The following is an 18,602-nucleotide window of genomic DNA, read 5'->3' as shown; positions in this document are numbered from 1 at the left end:
CTATCAGACACCATCCAGCAACTGCTTGTCGCGTACCGCACCCTTGTCGGCACTGGTCGCGAGCAGGGCGTACGCCTTCAACGCGGTGCTGACCTTGCGCGTACGCGGTTGCGCCGGCTTCCAGCCCTTCGCGTCCTGCTTGGCGCGACGCGCCGCCAGTTCGTCGTCGGAGACCAGCAACGCGATGGCGCGTTGCGGAATATCGATGCGGATGCGGTCGCCATCGCGCACCAGGCCGATCGCGCCGCCCGCGGCGGCTTCCGGCGATGCATGACCGATCGACAGGCCGGAGGTGCCGCCCGAGAAGCGGCCATCGGTCAGCAGTGCGCACTGCTTCCCGAGTCCCTTTGATTTCAGGTAGCTGGTCGGGTACAGCATCTCCTGCATGCCGGGCCCACCCTTGGGGCCTTCGTAGCGGATGACGACCACGTCGCCCGCCGTCACCTCGTCGCCGAGGATGCCGGCCACCGCCGCGTCCTGGCTTTCGAACACGCGCGCCGTGCCTTCGAATACATGGATCGACTCGTCCACGCCCGCGGTCTTCACCACGCAGCCGTCGCGCGCGATGTTGCCGTAGAGCACGGCCAGGCCGCCCTCCTGCGAGAACGCATGCTCGACACTGCGGATGCAGCCTTCTGCGCGGTCGATGTCCAGCGACGGCCAGCGCGTGGCCTGGCTGAAGGCGACCTGGGTGGGAATGCCGGCCGGACCCGCCTTGTAGAAGGTCGTGACGGCGTCATCGTCGTTGGTCGTGACGTCCCATTTCGCGATTGCCTCGCCCAGCGACTTCGCATGCACGGTGGCGACCCCGGTATGCAGCAGGCCGCCACGTGCCAGTTCGCCGAGGATCGCCATGATGCCGCCGGCGCGGTGCACGTCCTCGATGTGGTACTTCTGCGTGTTCGGCGCCACCTTGCACAACTGCGGCACGCGTCGCGACAGCCGATCGATGTCGCGCATGTCGAACGGCACCTCGCCCTCCTGCGCCGCGGCCAGCAGATGCAGGATGGTGTTGGTGGAACCGCCCATCGCGATGTCCAGCGTCATCGCGTTCTCGAATGCCTCGAACGTGGCGATGCCGCGCGGCAACGCCGTCGCGTCTTCACCACCGTACCAGCGGTGGCACAGCTCGACGGCCAGCACGCCGGCGCGCTTGAACAGCTTTTCGCGATCGGCATGGGTCGCGACCACGGTGCCGTTGCCCGGCAGCGACAGGCCGAGCGCTTCGGTCAGGCAGTTCATCGAGTTGGCGGTGAACATGCCGCTGCAGGAACCGCAGGTGGGGCACGCGCTGCGCTCGACCGCCGCAACTTCCTCGTCGGACACGTTCGGGTCGGCCGCCATCACCATCGCATCAACCAGATCGAGCTTGTGGTCGGCCAGCCGTGTCTTGCCGGCTTCCATCGGACCGCCGGACACGAACACGGTGGGGATGTTGAGGCGCAACGCCGCCATCAGCATGCCGGGGGTGATCTTGTCGCAGTTGGAGATGCACACCAGCGCGTCGGCGCAGTGCGCGTTGACCATGTACTCGACCGAGTCGGCGATCACTTCGCGCGACGGCAGCGAGTACAGCATGCCGTCATGGCCCATCGCGATGCCGTCGTCGACGGCGATGGTGTCGAACTCCTTGGCGACGCCGCCGACCCGTTCGATTTCACGTGCAACCAATTGCCCCAGGTCCTTCAGGTGCACATGCCCCGGAACGAACTGGGTGAAGGAGTTGGCCACGGCGACGATGGGCTTGTGGAAGTCCTCGTCCTTCATGCCGGTCGCGCGCCACAGCGCGCGGGCACCGGCCATGTTGCGGCCATGGGTAGAGGTCTTGGAACGGTATTCGGGCATGGAAACAGCCGGCGTTGCGACAGCGTGGGGAGGCTGATTCTGCGGCGTTTTCTAGGTTTCAGTTGCAACCATCTCGACTGAAATCATCCTATCGTCGCAAACGACGGAAAAGCGCTTGACACAGTTTGGAGCGGCATGTTTCTCTTGCCGCATGTTGCAACGCCACACGCCCACGACGAACGACCCCACCGCATCCGCTGCGGCGTCCTTCCTCGTACTCGTCCTTATTACCTCGCCCACAAGTGCGGGACGGACCGGCGTGTAAGCAGCAGAAACGCCAGATTCGCAAAACCCCGCACTGAGAAGTGCGGGGTTTTTTGTTTAAGCCCCTTCGATTCCCCATCAACCCTCAGGAAAACCCGCGCCATGACCACCGCCAACGCTCTCCCGCATCCCAAGATCACCGTCGTCGGCTACGGCAGCCAGGGCCGCGCGCATGCGCTGAACCTGCGTGATTCCGGCTTCGACGTGACCGTCGGCCTGCGCCCGGGCGGCCCGACGGAAGCCAAGGCCCAGGCCGACGGCTTCGTGGTGAAAGCGGTCGCCGACGCAGTGAAGGACGCCGACCTGGTCGCGGTGCTGACCCCGGACATGGTGCAGAAGAAGCTCTACGCCGACGTGCTGGCGCCGAACATGAAGCAGGGTGCCGTGCTGCTGTTCGCGCACGGCCTCAACGTCCACTTCGGCATGATCGAACCGCGCGCCGACCTGGACGTGGTGCTGGTCGCGCCGAAGGGCCCGGGCGCGCTGGTGCGCCGCGAATACGAAATCGGCCGCGGCGTGCCCTGCATCTACGCCATCTACCAGGACAAGAGCGGCCAGGCCGAGCAGTTCGCCCTGGCCTACGCCGGCGGCCTGGGCGGTGCGCGCGCCAACATCATCAAGACCACGTTCAAGGAAGAGACCGAGACCGACCTGTTCGGCGAACAGGCCGTGCTGTGCGGCGGCGCCTCGTCGCTGGTGCAGGCCGGCTTCGAGACGCTGGTGGAGGCCGGTTACCAGCCCGAGATCGCGTACTACGAAGTGCTGCACGAGCTGAAGCTGATCGTCGACCTGTTCTACGAAGGCGGCATCACCCGCATGCTGGAGTTCATCTCCGAGACCGCGCAGTACGGCGATTTCGTCAGCGGCCCGCGCGTCATCGACGCCTCGGTGAAGGCGCGCATGAAGGACGTGCTGACCGACATCCAGAACGGCACCTTCACCCGCAACTGGCAGGCCGAGTACGACGCCGGGCTGCCGAACTACAAGAAGTTCCAGCAGGCCGACAAGGACCACCCGATCGAGAAGGTCGGCAAGGAACTGCGCGCGAAGATGGTGTGGCTGCAGGCCAACGCCGCGCAACCCGATACAGACGAGCAGGCCGCCGCATGAACGCCGCCGCGGCCACTGCCCCACGCAATGGCGCCCGCTGGCTGGCCCACGCCCTGGAAGCCGAGGGCGTGGACACGCTGTTCGGCTATCCCGGCGGCACCATCATGCCGTTCTACGACGCGCTGGTGGACTCCAACCTCAAGCACATCCTGGTGCGCCACGAGCAGGGCGCGGCGCTGGCCGCGAACGGGTACGCCCGCGCCAGCGGCAAGGTGGGCGTGTGCGTGGCCACCTCCGGCCCCGGCGCGTCCAACCTGGTGACCGGCATCGCCGATGCGATGCTGGACTCGGTGCCGATGGTCTGCCTGACCGGCCAGGTCGCCACCACGCTGATGGGCACCGACGCGTTCCAGGAGTTGGACGTGTTCGGCCTGACCCTGCCGATCGTGAAGCACAGCTTCGTCGCCCGGCGCGTGGACGACCTGCCGGAGATGGTGCGCGAAGCCTTCCGCATTGCGCGCGAGGGCCGCCCCGGCCCGGTGCTGATCGACCTGCCGAAAGACGTGCAGATGTCCGACGCCTCGCACCTGCCCGACCACGTCCCGGCCAGTGTCGATCCGATCCCGGCACCGGAAGACGCGAAGCTGGCCGATGCACTGGCCGCCATCGCCGGCGCCGAGAAGCCGGTGATCTACGGTGGCGGCGGCATCGGCATCGCCGACGCGGTGGACGCGTTCCGCCAGTTCGTCGATGCGACGAAGATCCCCACCGTGCTGACCCTGCGCGGCCTGGGCGCCCTGCCCGCCGGCCACCCGCACTACTTGGGCATGCTGGGCATGCACGGCACTCGCGCGGCCAACATGGCGGTGCAGGAATCGGACCTGCTGATCGTGGTCGGCGCACGCTTCGACGACCGCGCCACCGGCAAGCTGGCCGAGTTCGCGCCGTTCGCCCGCGTGCTGCACGTGGACGCTGACGCTTACGAGATCGGCAAGCTGCGCACGGCCGACATCGCCGTTCCCGGCGATGTGGGCGCCAGCCTGAAAGCGCTGACGGCGGCACGCAGCACCTGTGATGAATGGCGCAAGCGCTGCGCGGGCAATCGCGAGCGTTTCGGCTTCCGCTACGACGCGCCCGGTAGCGACATCTATGCACCCGGCCTGCTGAAGCGGCTGAGCGAAGTCGCGCCGGCCGATGCGATCATCGCGTGCGACGTGGGCCAGCACCAGATGTGGGTGGCCCAGCACTGCAAGTTCACCCACCCCCGCAACCACCTGACCAGCGGCGCGCTGGGCACGATGGGCTTCGGCCTGCCGGCGGCGATGGGCGCGCAGTTCGCCTGCCCGGACCGCACCGTGATCCTGGTCAACGGCGACGGCGGCTTCATGATGAACGTGCAGGAGCTGGCGACCATCGCCCGCTGCAAACTGCCGGTGAAGATCGTGCTGATCGACAACAGCGCGCTGGGCATGGTGCGGCAGTGGCAGGAACTGTTCTTCGCCGAGCGTTACAGCGAGATCGACCTGTCCGACAACCCGGATTTCGCCGCGCTGGCGCGCGTGTTCGGCATCCCGGCACGCCACATCGACCTGCGCGACGAGGTCGAGGACGCGTTGGCCGATCTGCTGGCCCAACCCGGACCCGCCCTGTTGCACGTCACCATCGACATCAAGGCGAACGTCTGGCCGCTGGTGCCGCCGAACCACGCCAACAGTTCGATGCTGGATGCCAATCCCGCGAAACCATCCGCCGAGCCTGCCGTCGCGGCCGACGGCACGGAGAAAAAGAATGCGTTACCGGCTTGAACTCAAGCTCAAACCCGCGGAGGGCGCCCTGCTGCGCGTGCTGGGCATGATCGAGCGCCGTGGTTTTCCGCCGCACGCGGTGCATGCCACCCACGACAGCGAAGGCTATTGGGCACTGGCGCTGGTGATCGACAGTACCCGCGCGCCGGAGACGCTGCGCCAGCAATTGCTGAAGATCTACGATGTCGAGGAACTGTCCTTCAGCGCCGTGCAGGAACTGAGCCGGGATCGTCGCCACCAGGACCGCGCCGCATGAAAGCCGCACCCGCCAACGCGGTCGTCGCGGTCCGGAGGCGTCTTCTTCGACATCAGCCGTTCGCGTGCCGCGATGCCTGATGCCGGCCGCGCCCCCGCCAGCAACGAACCGGACGTAGGCGACGTCGTCGTCACCGTGGCCGACGTACTGGCGGCGCAGGCGCGGCTGCGTCGTTACCTGCCGCCCACCCCGCTGCACCATGCGGAACGCTTCGGCGTGATGCTGAAGCTGGAGAACCTGCAGCGCACGGGTTCGTACAAAGTCCGCGGCGCGTTGAACGCGTTGCTGGCCGCCCGCGAGCGCGGCGACCGTCGCCCCGTGATCGCCGCGTCGGCCGGCAATCATGCGCAGGGCCTGGCCTGGGCCGCGTATCGGCTGGGCGTGCAGGCCATCACGGTGATGCCGCATGGCGCGCCGGAAACCAAGATCGCCGGTGTCGCGCACTGGGGCGCCACCGTGCGCCAGCACGGCGACAGCTACGACGAAGCCTTCGCCTTCGCGAAGGAACTGGCCGAGCAGAATGGCTACCGCTTCCTGTCCGCCTTCGACGATCCGGACGTGATCGCTGGCCAGGGCACGGTCGGCATCGAGATCGCACCGTACACCCCGGATGTCGTCATCGTGCCGATCGGCGGTGGCGGGCTGGCCTCGGGCGTGGCGCTGGCGCTGAAATCGCAAGGCGTGCGAGTGGTCGGCGCGCAGGTCGAAGGCGTGGATTCCATGATCCGCGCGATGAAGGGCGACACCGCACCGAAGGATCCCGTCGCCTCGCTGGCCGATGGCGTCCGGGTGAAGGTGCCCGGCTTCATCACCCGTCGCCTGTGCACGCAGTTGCTGGACGACGTGGTGACCGTGCGCGAAGCCGAACTGCGCGAAACGCTGGTGCGGTTGGCGCTGGAAGAAAACCTGATCGCCGAAGGCGCCGGCGCGCTGGCGCTGGCCGCGGGCCGGCGCGTGGCCGGCAAGCGCAAATGCGCCGTGGTGTCGGGCGGCAACATCGACGCCACCGTGCTGGCGCAGCTGCTGTCCGACGTGCGGCCGCGTCCGCCGCGCAAGCCGCGCCGCCGCAATGCCGAGGGCGAGCCCTCGCCTGCCAAGGGCCGCGCACCACGCGCGGCCACGACCCTTTCCCCTGCAAAGACCGGCGCGCGCCGATTCGAAGCGCCCATCACGGAAACAGAAGTACACGAGGAACCCATCTGGTGAACACGCCAACCCATCCTTCCCCGACGCAGATCCGCATCTTCGACACGACGTTGCGCGATGGCGAGCAATCCCCCGGCTGCAGCATGACGCCGCAACAGAAGCTGGTCATGGCGCGCGGCCTGGCCGACCTGGGTGTGGACGCGATCGAGACCGGCTTCCCGGCGAGCTCGCAGTCCGACCGCGAAGCGCATGCGCTGATCGCCCGCGAGCTGCGCGACACCACGCTGGTCGTGCTGTCGCGCTGCCTGGCCACCGACATCGAGACCTCGCTGCGCACGGTGACCGCCGCCGCGAGGCCGCGGCTGCACCTGTTCCTGTCCACCAGCCCGCTGCACCGCGAGCACAAGCTGCGGATGAGCCGCGAACAGGTGCTGGAATCCATCGACAAGCACGTGCGGATGGCACGCGGCCATATCGATAACATCGAGTTCTCCGCCGAAGACGCGACCCGCACCGAGGAGGACTTCCTGCACGAAGCGATCGCCGCCGCGATTTCCGCCGGCGCGACTACCATCAACCTGCCGGATACGGTGGGCTTCACCACGCCGGAAGAGATCCGCGGCATGTTCGAGCGCGCGATCGCCCGCGTGCCCGGTGCCGACAAGGTGGTGTTCAGCGCCCACTGCCACAACGACCTGGGGCTGGCGGTCGCAAACTCGCTGGCGGCCATCGAGGGCGGCGCGCGCCAGGTGGAAGGATCGATCAACGGCATCGGCGAACGCGCGGGCAACTGCGCCATCGAGGAGCTGGTGATGGCGCTGAAGGTCCGCAATGCCTTCTACAACCTGGATACGCGCATCGACACGCGCCGCATCGTGCCCACGTCGCAACTGCTGTCGCGCCTGGTCGGCATGCCGGTCCAGCGCAACAAGGCCATCGTCGGCGCCAATGCGTTCGCACACGAGTCCGGCATCCACCAGCACGGCATGCTGCGTCACCGCGGCACCTACGAGATCATGCAGCCACAGGACGTGGGCTGGCCGTCGTCGCAGATGGTGCTGGGCCGCCACAGCGGCCGCGCCGCGGTGGAACAGCGCTTGCGTGCGCTGGGCTACTGGCTGGAAGAGGACGAACTGAAGCTGGTGTTCGAGCAGTTCAAGACGCTGTGCGAAAAACAGCGCGTGGTCGGCGATGCCGACCTGCAGGCACTGATGCAGGATGCCGCCGTCAGCGACGGTTATCGCCTGGCCTCGATGACCATCAGTGACGTGGGAAGTCGCGCCAATGCGCTGGTCGAACTGTCAGACCCGGACGGCAACCGCGTTTCCGAGACTGCGCAGGGCAACGGACCGGTCGATGCGCTGTTCAGTGCATTGGCGGCCGCCACCGGCGTGCAGCTGCAGCTGGAGAGCTACCAGGTGCACAGCGTCGGCATCGGCGCGGATGCGCGTGGCGAAGCCAGCCTGTCGGTACGTTGCGACGGCGAGGAGTACGAAGGCACGGGCACCAGCAAGGACATCATCGAGGCCAGCGCGCTGGCCTGGCTGGATGTCGCCAACCGGCTGCTGCGCCAGCGCCGCGTCGAGAAGCAGGAAGCAGCGGCCGCCTGAGGCGCCACCCCGTTTTCCACCCCGTCCAACGCACCACCGGAATCCGCATGACCGCGCCACGCACCTTGTTCGACAAACTGTGGGAAGCCCACGTCGTCGTCCCCGAGACCGACGCCGCCCCCGCCGTGCTCTACATCGACCTGCACCTGATCCACGAGGTCACGTCGCCACAAGCCTTCACCGAGCTCAAGGCGCGTGGCCTGTCGCCGCGCCGCCCGGATCGCACGAAAGCGACGATGGACCATTCCACGCCCACCCTGCCGGCCGGCGCCGACGGCAAGCTGCCGTACTACACGAAGGCAGCGGAGACGCAAGTGGAAACGTTGGCGCGCAACTGCGCCGACTACGGCATCGAACTGTTCGACATGGCCTCGCCGAACCGCGGCATCGTCCATGTCATCGCGCCCGAACAGGGCTTCACCCTGCCGGGCATGACCATCGTCTGCGGCGACAGCCACACCAGCACGCATGGCGCGTTCGGCTCGCTGGCCTTCGGCATCGGCACCAGCGAAGTCGGCCACGTGCTGGCCACGCAATGCCTGCTGCAGCGCCGGCCGAGGACGATGAGCATCACCGTCGACGGCGCGCTCGCGCCCGGCGTCGGCGCGAAGGACATCGTGTTGCACGTGATCGGCATGATCGGCGTCAACGGCGGTACCGGCCACGTGCTTGAGTTCCGCGGCAGCGCGATCGAGGCGCTGGACATGGAGCAGCGCATGACCCTGTGCAACATGTCGATCGAAGCCGGCGCGCGTGCCGGCATGGTCGCGCCCGACCAGACCACGTTCGACTGGGTGGCGAAGACGCCACGCGGCCCGAAGGGCGACGCGCTCGATGCCGCCGTCGCCTACTGGAAAACGCTGCGCACCGACGACGGCGCGGTGTTCGACGCGGAAGTCCGCGTGGATGCCGCCGAGATCCGGCCCACCCTGACCTGGGGCACGCATCCCGGCACCGCGATCGCGGTGGACGCGCCGATTCCGGCACCCGCCGATGCAGCGGACCAGAAGGGCCTGGATTACATGCGCCTGACCGCCGGCCATGCGGTGGCGGGTACGCCGGTGGATGTCGTGTTCGTCGGCTCATGCACCAACGGCCGCCTGCGCGACATGCGCGAAGTCGCCCAGGTGTTGCGGGGCCGCAAGGTCGCGGCGGGCGTGCGGATGCTGGTCGTGCCGGGCTCGGAGATCGTCAAGCGCGAGGCCGAGGCCGAGGGCATCGACCGCGTCGTGCGCGAGGCTGGCGCCGAGTGGCGCGAGCCGGGCTGCTCGATGTGCATCGCGATGAACGGCGACCTGGTCGCGCCCGGCCAGCTGGCCGTGAGTACCAGCAACCGCAATTTCGAGGGCCGGCAAGGGCCTGGTGCGCGCACGCTGCTCGCATCGCCGTTGACGGCTGCGTGGGCCGCGGTGAACGGACACGTCAGCGATCCGCGCGAGCTGTTCGACGCACGCAAGGAGGTGGCGTGATGGCCGGCTTCCGCGAGTTGCGCTCGAAGAGCGTGGTGTTGGCGCAGTCCAACATCGACACCGACCAGATCATTCCCGCGCGTTTCCTCTCCACGACCGAGCGCGCCGGCCTGGGCAAGAACGCCTTCAACGATTGGCGCTGGCAGGCCGATGGGTCGCCGAACCCGGCGTTCCCGTTCAACCAACCGGAGAACAGCGGCCGCAGCATCCTGCTCGCCGGCCGCAACTTCGGCTGCGGTTCCTCGCGCGAGCACGCGCCGTGGGCGCTGACCGATCTCGGCCTGCGCGCCATCGTCAGCAGCGAGATCGCCGACATCTTCCGCAACAACAGCCTGAAGAACGGCCTGCTGCCCATCGTGCTGCCCGAGGAGATCGTGCAGTCGCTGATGGAACGACCGGACGACGAGCTGACCATTGATGTCGCGGCGCGCGAACTGCGCGCACCCGACGGTTCGGTCTTCAGCTTCCCGCTGGATGCCTTCGCGCAGACCTGCCTGCTGGAAGGCGTGGACGAACTGGGCTACCTGCTGGCCCGCCATACCGATATCGAAACCTACGAGGCCACCCGCCATGCACGCTGACATCGCCGTACTGCCCGGGGACGGCATCGGTCCCGAAGTGACCGCCGCCGCCGCCAACGTGCTGCGCACGCTGGCGCGCCGCCACGGACACAGCTTCGACTTCCACGAATACGACATCGGTGGCATCGCCATCGACCGCCACGGCGAACCGCTGCCGCAGGCGACGCTGCAGGGCTGCCAGCAGGCGAACGCCGTGCTGCTGGGCGCGGTCGGCGGACCGAAGTGGTCGGATCCGAACGCGAAGGTGCGCCCCGAGCAGGGCCTGCTGGCACTGCGCAAGGGCCTGGGCCTGTTCGCCAACCTGCGCCCGGTGCGTCCGCATCCGGCGGCACTGAACGCATCGCCGATCAAGCCGCACCTGCTCACCGGCGTGGACATCGTGGTCGTGCGCGAACTCACCGGCGGCATCTACTTCGGCGAGAAGACCCGCGATGCGCGTGGCGCCAGCGACCTGTGCAGCTATTCGGTCACCGAGATCGAGCGCGTCGTGCGCAGTGCGTTCAAGCTCGCGCGCCAGCGCCGCAGCTATCTGGTGTCGGTGGACAAGGCCAACGTGCTGGAAACGTCACGCCTGTGGCGCGATGTTGCTTCGCGGATCGGCCGCGAGGAATTCCCCGACGTGAAGTTGGAGCACCAGCTGGTCGACTCGATGGCGATGCACCTGCTGGCCAAGCCGCGCGAGTACGACGTGATCGTCACCGAGAACATGTTCGGCGACATCCTGACCGACGAAGCCTCGATGCTGGCTGGCTCGCTGGGCCTGCTGCCGTCCGCCTCGCTGGGCGACGGCAAGGTCGGGCTGTACGAACCCATCCACGGCTCCGCGCCAGACATCGCCGGCAAGGGGATCGCCAATCCCTACGCCACCATCCTGAGCTGCGCGCTGTTGCTGCGCCACTCGCTCGGCCTGCACGAAGAAGCCGACTGCATCGAACGCGCGGTGGACGCGGCATTGAATGCGCAGGTCTTCACCAACGACCTCGCCACCGGCGGCCGCGGCGTCTCCACGCAGGTCGCCGCCCAGGCCGTCATCGAGCAGATGCAGGCGCATTGCTACGTGGCGGACTTGCGCGACTGAGCGCATCTCCCTCTCCATGGGAGAGGGACCGGGTGCGCGTCCGTTCGAGCGCACCCCATCTGGCGCCTGCGGCCGCCCAAGCCGCATGACGCACGGTCGTTTTCCTACTCCGCTCGCTGCGGCTCGTTCGACATTGCCCGCGCCGACACGTCTTCGTGGTTCGGCTTCACCTTGAACCACGCCGCGTACAGGGCCGGCAGGAAGAACAGCGTCAGCACGGTCGCCACGGTCAGGCCGCCCATGATCGCCACCGCCATCGGGCCGAAGAACGCACTGCGCGAAAGCGGGATCATCGCCAGCACGGCCGCCAATGCCGTCAGCACGATGGGTCGGAAGCGGCGCACGGTCGCGTCGATGATCGCGTGCCAGCGGTCATGCCCCGCCTGGATGTCCTGGTCGATCTGGTCAACCAGGATCACCGAGTTGCGCATGATCATGCCGGCCAGCGCGATCGTGCCCAGCATCGCCACGAAGCCGAACGGCACGCGGAACACCAGCAACGCGAGGGTCACGCCGATCAGGCCGAGCGGCGCCGTCAGCAACACCAGCGACACCCGCGAGAAACTGCGCAGCTGCAGCATCAGCAGCGTGGTGACCACGAGCAGGAACAACGGCATGCCGGCGGCGATGGACTTCTGCCCGCGTCCGGAATCCTCGACGGTGCCGCCGGTTTCCAGCAGGTAGCCCTGCGGCAGTTGCGTGCGCACCTCGTCCAGGGTCGGCAGGATCTGCTGGACCACGGTGGGCGGGGTCACGTCGTCGCTGTTGAGGTCGGCGCGCACGGTGACGGTGGGCAGGCGGTCGCGGTGCCAGATGATGCCGTCCTCGAACGCGTACTCCAGGTTCGCGACCTGCGACAGCGGCACGCTGCCGCCGTTGCTGGTCGGCACCGCCAGGCTGCCGAGCAGGTCGAGCCGTGCGCGCTCGTCGTCGGGGCCACGCAGCAGGATCTCGACGAGTTCGTTGCCTTCGCGGTAGGTACTGACGCTCAGGCCGGACAGCGAACCCGACAGGAAGTGCGACACCTGCGACGTGCTGACGCCCAGCGCACGTGCGCGGTCCTGGTCGATTTCCAGGCGGACGATCTTGCTGGGCTCGCTCCAGTCCAGATTGACGTTGGTGACGTGCGGATTCGCACGCACCTTCTCGGCCACCTGGCGCGCCAGCGCCTGCACCCGGTCGATGTGCTCGCCGGACACGCGGAACTGCACCGGATAGCCGACCGGCGGACCGTTCTCCAACCGCGTCACGCGGAACTGCAGCTCGGGGAACTGCGGTGCGACCTCGTCGATCAGCCAGTGGCGCGTGGCTTCACGGGATTCGATGTCTTCGGTCAACACCACGAACTGGGAGAAGTTCGCCTGCGGCAGCTGCTGATCGAGCGGCAGGTAGAAGCGCGGCGAACCGGTGCCGATGTACGACACGTAGTTTTGCACGCCTTCGCGCGCGGCCAGCAGCTTCTCCAGCTTGCGCGCCTGCGCGTCCGTCGATTTCAGCGAGCTGCCTTCGGCCAGCTCCAGGTCCACCATCAGCTCGGGACGTACGGAATCCGGGAAGAACTGCTGCGGCACGAAACGGAACAGCGCGAGCGATGCCACGAATGCCGCCACGGTCACGCCAATCACCAGCCAGCGATGGCGCAGGCAGAACTCCAGCCATCCGCGGAAGCGCTGGTAGAACGGCGTGTGGTACGGGTTGTGGTCGTGCGCATCGTGCGCCTTCGGCGCGAGCACCATCGCGTACTGCGGCCAGCGATCGGCCAGGCGCGCGCGGAAGCCGTGCCAGCGCGCGGCGAGCGAACGGGGTTTCGGCGGCTGCGGATTGCCCAGGTCGGGCAGCATCTTGTCGCCCAGGTACGGGATGAACAGCACCGCGGCGATCCACGAGACGACCAGGGCGATCGTCACCACCTGGAACAGGGAGCGCGTGTACTCGCCGGTGCTCGATGCCGCGGTGGCGATCGGCAGGAAGCCGGCCGCCGTCACCAGCGTGCCGGTGAGCATCGGGAATGCGGTCGATTCATAGGCGAAGCTCGCTGCCTTCAAGCGGTCGAAGCCCTGCTCCATCTTGATGGCCATCATCTCGACCGCGATGATCGCGTCATCGACCAGCAGGCCCAGCGCCAGCACCAGCGCACCCAGCGAGATCTTGTGCAGGCCGATGCCGAAGTAGTGCATCACCGCGAACGTCATCGCCAGCACCAGCGGGATCGACACCGCCACCACCAGGCCGGTACGCAGGCCCAGCGAGAAGAAGCTGACCAGCAGCACGATGATGACGGCTTCGGCGAGCACGCGGACGAACTCGCCCACGGAGTCTTCGACGGCCGCCGGCTGGTCCGACACCTTGCGCAGTTCCATGCCCAGCGGCAGCGTCTTCTGCAGGCGCTGGAACTCGGCCTCGAGGGTCGCGCCGAGCTTGAGGATGTCGCCGCCGTCCTTCATCGCCACCGCGATGCCGATGCCGGGCTGGCCCATGAAACGCATGCGCGGCGCGGCGGGATCGGCGAAGCCGCGCTTGATCTCGGCGATGTCGCCAAGCTTGACCGTGCGGCCGCCGGCGCGGATCGGGAATTCGCGGATCTCGTCGACCGAGTCGAACTCGCCGCTGACGCGCAGCTGCACGCGGTCGCTGGCGGTTTCGAAGAAGCCGGCGGGCGTCATCGCGTTCTGCTCTTCCAGCGCCTGCTGCACCGCGCTCAGCGGGATGCCCAACGTGGCCAGCTTGGTGTTGGACAACTCGATCCAGATCTTCTCGTCCTGAAGGCCGACCAACTCGACCTTGCCGACATCGTCCACGCGCTGCAGTTCGAGCTGGATGCGGTCGGCGTAATCCTTCATCACCGCGTAGTCGAAGCCCTCGCCGGTCAACGCATAGATGTTGCCGAAGGTGTCGCCGAACTCATCGTTGAAGAACGGGCCGACCACCCCACTGGGTAGCGTGGCGCGGATGTCGCCGACCTTCTTGCGCACCTGGTACCAGAGGTCCGGGATCTCCTTGGACTTCATGGAGTCGCGTGCCATGAAGATCACCTGCGACTCGCCCGGCCGCGAGTACGAGCGGATGAACTCGTAGTTGCCGGTGGTCATCAACGCCTTCTCGACGCGTTCGGTGACCTGCTGCGAGACTTCTTCGGCGGTCGCGCCCGGCCATACCGTGCGCACGACCATCGCCTTGAAAGTGAAGGGCGGGTCTTCGGACTGGCCCAGATGCTTGTACGACCACGCACCGATGATGCCCAGCAGGATCATGCCGAACAGCACGAGGCTGCGGTTGGTCAGCGCCCACTCGGAGAGATTGAAGCGGCGCATGCCGTTACTCCGAGCGCGAGGCGATGTTGGCGGTGCCGCCACCGGCCGCGAGCTTCAGCGGCCGATTGTTGCGGTCCACCGGCGCGACGACCTGGCCCTCGCGCAGCAGGTGGCCACCTGCGGCCACGACCCAGTCGGTGGACTTGAGGCCACCGAGCACCGGCACTGAAGACTCACCGTAACGACCGAGCTGAACGACCTGCGCGCGGACCTTGCCGCTCGCCGGTTCGACGATCCAGACCGACGTCTTGCCGTCTTCGCCACGCTGCACGGCCGAGAGCGGGAGTTTCAATGCCGCCTTGGTGCCGTTCTCCTGCACATAGACACGCGCGCTCTGGCCCAACTCGACCTGCTGGACGGCGTCGCCGACCAGGCTCACGCGGGCGCCATACGTGCGCGTCTGCGCGTCCGCCGCCGGCGCGATCTCGCGGATGGCGCCGGGCAGGCGCTGGCCGGGGGCATTCCACAGTTCGATGACGACCGGCTGGCCCACACTGAATTCGCGAATGCGGTTTTCCGGAAGGCCGATCGCGACTTCGCGACCGCCATCGGCGGCCAGCGTGAACACCGTCTGGCCTGCGGCGACCACCTGGCCCGCTTCGGCCTGCCGGCTGGCGATCACGCCGTCGCGCGGTGCGCGCAGCTGCGAATAGCCTTCCTGGTTGCGCATCACATCCATCTGCGCGCGCGCTGCGCGCGCTTGGCCCTCGGCCGCCTTGTATGCCGCGACCTGCGCGTCGTACGCGGACTGACTGATCAGCTTGTCGCCCACCAGCTTCGCGTAGCGATCGCGATCGCCGCGCGCGCGGACCAGGTCGGCCTCGGCGGCGGCCAACTGCGCCTGCGCGGCCTGAGCCTGCAGTGCGAAATCGCCCGGGTCGAGCAGGGCCAGCACTTCACCCTTCTGCACGCGTGCGCCGGCATCGACATTGCGTCGGACAAGATTGCCGCCGACGCGGAACGACAGCGGGCTCTCCTCGCGCGCGCGCACCTCGCCGGCGTACGCCGACAAGGCGGCGTCCGCGCCGCCGCCTGGCTGCACGACCAACGCAGGGCGTGCCGTTTCCGCCGGCTTTTCCGCGCTGCAGGCCGCAAGGCCCAGCAGCAGCATCCCGAACACTCCGTTCCAGCGCATCTGGCGCATAAACCGCTCCGTGGGCATTTCAATTAGTGGACTTGCCGGTATAGTATAAATATCGAACCGAGTAGTCTAGTATTACATCATGGTCAGCCCGCCCCCCTCCGCCAGCCGTCGCAAGCCCACCGCCAAGCCCGCCGCCAGCGGGCCCGGCCGTCCGAAGGACCTGGGCAAGCGCGCCGCCATCCTGGAAGCCGCCAAGCAGCTGTTTGCGCGGGAAGGCTTCAATGGCGTGAGCATGGACCAGATCGCCGCCGAGGCCGGGGTGTCCAAGCTGACGGTCTACAGCCACTTCGGCGACAAGGACGCGCTGTTCGCGGCGGCCGTGCAGGCCAAGTGCGAGGAGATGCTGCCGGACGCCTTGTTCGAGATCGAACTCAAGGGCTCCCTGCGCGACCAGCTCAAGGCCATCGCGCAGGCGTTCTTCGCGCTGATCACCAGCGAGGAGGCCATCAGCACGCACCGCATGATGATGGTCCCCGGCAACATCGACGACAAGCTGAAGCAGACCTTCTGGGAAGCCGGCCCGCAGCGCACCCACGATGCCTTCGCGGCCCTGCTGCAGGCCCAGGTGGCCAAGGGCGAGCTGGATATTCCGGACGTGGCCACGGCCTCCGTGCAGTTCTTCACCCTGATCAAGGGCGAAGTCCATGCGCGCATGACCTGCGGCTTGTGCAGCCAGCCCCGCCCGGCCGATGTGGGTCGCCACATCGACGCCACCGTGGACATGTTCCTGAGGGCCTATGGCCGCCGCTGAAGCTGAAGCCCAGCCCCGCACGCAGGAGGTCGCGGTGACTTCCGGCACTGCGCCGGCCGCGATGGCTGCCCCGATCCTTGCCCAGCGCGGAGGCAGCCGGCCCGGTAAAATGCCCGACCCAGCCTCCCGCGTCGGATGACCACCCCCATGACGATCAACTACACCCAGGCCCGCGAAAACATGGTCGAGCAGCAGGTACGTCCCTGGGACGTGCTGGATGCGCGCGTGCTGGAGACGCTGGCGACGCTGCCGCGCGAGGCCTTCGTGGCCGAATCGCACCGCGCGCTCGCCTACGCGGACCTTGAACTGCCGCTGGGCCACGGCCAGTCGATGATGAAGCCCGTCGTCGAAGGCCGCACTCTGCAGGCGCTCAAGCCGCAGGCCGCCGAAGACGTGCTCGAGATCGGTACCGGCAGCGGCTATCTCACCGCCTGCCTGGGCAACCTAGCGCGCGAAGTGGTCAGCCTGGAAATCCAGCCGGAGCTGGCCGCCGCCGCGCGCGCTCGCCTGGATGCGACCGGCCTGGGCACCAACGTCCGTATCGAGAACGTGGATGCGCTCACCTGGGACACGGACCGTCGCTTCGACGTGGTCTGCGTGACCGCCGCCGTCGCCTCCGTGCCAGCGCACTTCCTGCAGTGGCTGCGTCCCGGTGGCCGTCTGTTCGTCGTGCGCGGTGCGTCGCCGGTGATGGAAGCCGTGCTGCACGTCAACGATGTCAACGGTCCGCGCATCGAATCGTTGTTCGAGACCGACCTCCCCTATCTTGTCGGCGCCGCGCCGGCGCCCCAGTTCGTCTTCTGAAGCATTACAAAAAGGAACCCGCATGAGCCGTCGCCCCCTCGCACTAGCGCTCGCCCTGGCCCTGCCGTCCGCGGCCAATGCCACCGACCTGATGCAGACCTATGAGCTGGCGCGCGCCGGCGACACCACGCTGTCCATCGCCGAATCCACCCGGCTGATCGACAAGGAAGGCGCCGTGCAGGCCCGCGCCGCGCTGCTGCCGCAGATCACCGGTAGCGCCGGCTATGACCTCACGCACAGCAGCCGCCCGGGCAGCCCGACCGGCGACGGCAAGAGCCGCAGCTACGGCGCCTCGCTGAACCAGACGATCTTCGACTGGAGCCGTATCGCCGACCTGCGTGGCCAGAAGGCCATCAGCCAGGCCGCCGACTACGACCTGGCCTCGGCGAACAACGACCTGATCACCCGCACCTCGGCCGCCTACTTCAACGTGCTGATCGGCATCGAGTCGCTGGCCGCCGCGGAAACCAACGAAGCGGCCTCCAAGAAGCAGTTCGACTACGCGCAGAAGCGCCTGGACGTGGGCCTGGCGCCGATCACCGACGTGCACGAAGCCCGTGCGCAGTACGACAGCGCCCGTGCCAACACGATCCTGGCCCGCAACGCGCTGGACGACAGCTACCGCGCGCTCGCCGAGATCACCGGTCAGCCGATCAGCGGCCTGAAGGGCCTGCCCGACGACTTCCGTCCGGAGCTGCCGGCCGAACAGAACGCGCAGGCATGGGTCGACCGCGCCGTCGAACAGAACCCGGACCTGAAGTCGGCGCAGTATCAGTTGGAGTCGGCGCAGCACGGCGTATCCAGCGCGCGTGCCGGCCACTACCCCACGCTGAACTTCCGCGGCAATTACTCCAACGGTACCGACTGGGACAGCGTGCCGGGCACCCTGTCGCAGGATGGCGAAGGCTACTCCTGGGGCGTGACCCTGACCGTGCCGATCTTCTCCGGCGGCGCCACCCAGTCCGGCGTGCGCCAGGCGCTCGCCCAGCGTGATCGTGCCTCCGATGGCCTGGAGCAGACCCGCCGCGCGCTGATCCGCAACACCAGCAATGCCTACCAGGCGTTGGTCGCCGGCGTCAGCGAAGTAGAGGCTCGCCGTCTGGCGGTGGTCTCCGCGCAGAGCGCGCTGGATGCCTCGCAGGTCGGCCTGGAAGTCGGTACCCGCACCGTGCTGGACGTACTGCAGAACCAGCGCACGCTGTTCCAGGCGCAGGTCGAGTACGCGCAGGCCCGCTACAACTTCCTGCAGAACCGTCTGCTGTTGGAACAAGCCGCCGGCACCCTCGACGGCGCCGACGTGCAGGACGTCAACCGCCTGCTGACCGCCGACGCCGAGGCGCGCCTGTCGTCGCAGCCGGTTTCGCAGTAACCCCCGCGCACGTCGCGCCAACGCAACGGCGGGCTTCGGCCCGCCGTTGTCGTTTTCGCATGAGAAGATCCTGTAGGAGCGACGTAAGTCGCGACCGGACGCTCACTGCTCGACGGCTA

The 18,602-nt window shown here is 67.8% G+C and carries 14 protein-coding genes; 11 read left to right on the top strand and 3 right to left on the bottom strand.

What is annotated here, in order from left to right; genetic code table 11:
* Nucleotides 1–3: 3 nt before the first annotated feature.
* Nucleotides 4–1,845: a dihydroxy-acid dehydratase gene (gene ilvD / locus ACSION_RS17570; RefSeq protein WP_435307071.1), complete on the bottom strand. Its 1,842-nt coding sequence runs from the start codon at nucleotides 1,843–1,845 to the stop codon at nucleotides 4–6.
* Between the two features lie 366 nt (nucleotides 1,846–2,211).
* On the opposite strand from ilvD, the gene ilvC reads away from it, so the two are divergent.
* The 8 genes from ilvC to leuB all read left to right on the top strand — a co-directional run bounded on the left by ilvC (nucleotide 2,212) and on the right by leuB (nucleotide 11,104).
* On the top strand, nucleotides 2,212–3,219 hold the full coding sequence (gene ilvC / locus ACSION_RS17565; protein WP_093488129.1) for a ketol-acid reductoisomerase: 1,008 nt from the start codon (nucleotides 2,212–2,214) through the stop codon (nucleotides 3,217–3,219).
* On the top strand, nucleotides 3,216–4,964 hold the full coding sequence (gene ilvG, locus ACSION_RS17560; RefSeq protein ID WP_435307070.1) for an acetolactate synthase 2 catalytic subunit: 1,749 nt from the start codon (nucleotides 3,216–3,218) through the stop codon (nucleotides 4,962–4,964). The genes ilvC and ilvG overlap by 4 nt, the downstream gene beginning before the upstream one ends.
* A complete protein-coding gene (locus tag ACSION_RS17555) occupies nucleotides 4,948–5,220 on the top strand; it encodes an ACT domain-containing protein (RefSeq protein ID WP_142123274.1) in 273 nt (90 codons plus the stop codon). The genes ilvG and ACSION_RS17555 overlap by 17 nt, the downstream gene beginning before the upstream one ends.
* Before the next feature lie 72 nt (nucleotides 5,221–5,292).
* Nucleotides 5,293–6,426, top strand: a complete 1,134-nt coding sequence (locus ACSION_RS17550) for a threonine dehydratase (protein WP_093488135.1) — start codon at nucleotides 5,293–5,295, stop codon at nucleotides 6,424–6,426.
* Nucleotides 6,423–7,976, top strand: coding sequence for a 2-isopropylmalate synthase (locus ACSION_RS17545; protein ID WP_435307069.1), 1,554 nt, complete (start codon nucleotides 6,423–6,425; stop codon nucleotides 7,974–7,976). Before ACSION_RS17550 ends, ACSION_RS17545 begins: the two co-directional genes overlap by 4 nt.
* A 47-nt stretch (nucleotides 7,977–8,023) precedes the next feature.
* A complete protein-coding gene (leuC, locus tag ACSION_RS17540) occupies nucleotides 8,024–9,445 on the top strand; it encodes a 3-isopropylmalate dehydratase large subunit (RefSeq protein ID WP_435307068.1) in 1,422 nt (473 codons plus the stop codon).
* Nucleotides 9,445–10,026, top strand: coding sequence for a 3-isopropylmalate dehydratase small subunit (gene leuD, locus ACSION_RS17535; RefSeq protein ID WP_435307067.1), 582 nt, complete (start codon nucleotides 9,445–9,447; stop codon nucleotides 10,024–10,026). Before leuC ends, leuD begins: the two co-directional genes overlap by 1 nt.
* Nucleotides 10,016–11,104, top strand: a complete 1,089-nt coding sequence (gene leuB / locus ACSION_RS17530) for a 3-isopropylmalate dehydrogenase (RefSeq protein ID WP_435307066.1) — start codon at nucleotides 10,016–10,018, stop codon at nucleotides 11,102–11,104. Before leuD ends, leuB begins: the two co-directional genes overlap by 11 nt.
* Before the next feature lie 104 nt (nucleotides 11,105–11,208).
* Here the strand turns inward: leuB and ACSION_RS17525 are convergent, their stop codons facing one another.
* Together ACSION_RS17525 and ACSION_RS17520 are read right to left on the bottom strand one after the other, a co-directional pair.
* Nucleotides 11,209–14,415 (bottom strand): efflux RND transporter permease subunit, encoded by a 3,207-nt coding sequence (locus ACSION_RS17525; protein WP_435307065.1) that lies wholly within the window; start codon nucleotides 14,413–14,415, stop codon nucleotides 11,209–11,211.
* 4 nt (nucleotides 14,416–14,419) lie between these two features.
* Nucleotides 14,420–15,559, bottom strand: coding sequence for an efflux RND transporter periplasmic adaptor subunit (locus tag ACSION_RS17520; protein WP_435307064.1), 1,140 nt, complete (start codon nucleotides 15,557–15,559; stop codon nucleotides 14,420–14,422).
* Nucleotides 15,560–15,638: 79 nt separating this feature from the next.
* Between ACSION_RS17520 and ACSION_RS17515 the strand changes: the two genes are divergently transcribed.
* The 3 genes from ACSION_RS17515 to ACSION_RS17505 all read left to right on the top strand — a co-directional run bounded on the left by ACSION_RS17515 (nucleotide 15,639) and on the right by ACSION_RS17505 (nucleotide 18,483).
* Nucleotides 15,639–16,310 (top strand): TetR/AcrR family transcriptional regulator, encoded by a 672-nt coding sequence (locus ACSION_RS17515; protein WP_435307063.1) that lies wholly within the window; start codon nucleotides 15,639–15,641, stop codon nucleotides 16,308–16,310.
* A 147-nt stretch (nucleotides 16,311–16,457) separates the two neighbouring features.
* Nucleotides 16,458–17,114: a protein-L-isoaspartate O-methyltransferase family protein gene (locus ACSION_RS17510; protein WP_435307062.1), complete on the top strand. Its 657-nt coding sequence runs from the start codon at nucleotides 16,458–16,460 to the stop codon at nucleotides 17,112–17,114.
* Nucleotides 17,115–17,136: 22 nt separating this feature from the next.
* A complete protein-coding gene (locus tag ACSION_RS17505; RefSeq protein WP_435307061.1) occupies nucleotides 17,137–18,483 on the top strand; it encodes a TolC family outer membrane protein in 1,347 nt (448 codons plus the stop codon).
* Nucleotides 18,484–18,602: the final 119 nt, after the last annotated feature.

Source organism: Pseudoxanthomonas sp. LjRoot125 (assembly GCF_964252705.1).
Lineage (GTDB): Bacteria > Pseudomonadota > Gammaproteobacteria > Xanthomonadales > Xanthomonadaceae > Pseudoxanthomonas_A.
Note: the sequence above shows the minus strand (reverse complement) of the source record. Positions and strands in the feature narration are given on the sequence as shown.

Bases quoted from the DNA above. Each gene is read 5' to 3' on its own strand.
- ilvD (WP_435307071.1), bottom strand. From the start codon at position 1,845: ATGCCCGAATACCGTTCCAAGACCTCTACCCATGGCCGCAACATGGCC.
- ilvC (WP_093488129.1), top strand. From the start codon at position 2,212: ATGACCACCGCCAACGCTCTCCCGCATCCCAAGATCACCGTCGTCGGC.
- ilvG (WP_435307070.1), top strand. From the start codon at position 3,216: ATGAACGCCGCCGCGGCCACTGCCCCACGCAATGGCGCCCGCTGGCTG.
- ACSION_RS17555 (WP_142123274.1), top strand. From the start codon at position 4,948: ATGCGTTACCGGCTTGAACTCAAGCTCAAACCCGCGGAGGGCGCCCTG.
- ACSION_RS17550 (WP_093488135.1), top strand. From the start codon at position 5,293: ATGCCTGATGCCGGCCGCGCCCCCGCCAGCAACGAACCGGACGTAGGC.
- leuC (WP_435307068.1), top strand. From the start codon at position 8,024: ATGACCGCGCCACGCACCTTGTTCGACAAACTGTGGGAAGCCCACGTC.
- leuD (WP_435307067.1), top strand. From the start codon at position 9,445: ATGGCCGGCTTCCGCGAGTTGCGCTCGAAGAGCGTGGTGTTGGCGCAG.
- leuB (WP_435307066.1), top strand. From the start codon at position 10,016: ATGCACGCTGACATCGCCGTACTGCCCGGGGACGGCATCGGTCCCGAA.
- ACSION_RS17525 (WP_435307065.1), bottom strand. From the start codon at position 14,415: ATGCGCCGCTTCAATCTCTCCGAGTGGGCGCTGACCAACCGCAGCCTC.
- ACSION_RS17520 (WP_435307064.1), bottom strand. From the start codon at position 15,559: ATGCGCCAGATGCGCTGGAACGGAGTGTTCGGGATGCTGCTGCTGGGC.
- ACSION_RS17515 (WP_435307063.1), top strand. From the start codon at position 15,639: ATGGTCAGCCCGCCCCCCTCCGCCAGCCGTCGCAAGCCCACCGCCAAG.
- ACSION_RS17510 (WP_435307062.1), top strand. From the start codon at position 16,458: ATGACGATCAACTACACCCAGGCCCGCGAAAACATGGTCGAGCAGCAG.
- ACSION_RS17505 (WP_435307061.1), top strand. From the start codon at position 17,137: ATGAGCCGTCGCCCCCTCGCACTAGCGCTCGCCCTGGCCCTGCCGTCC.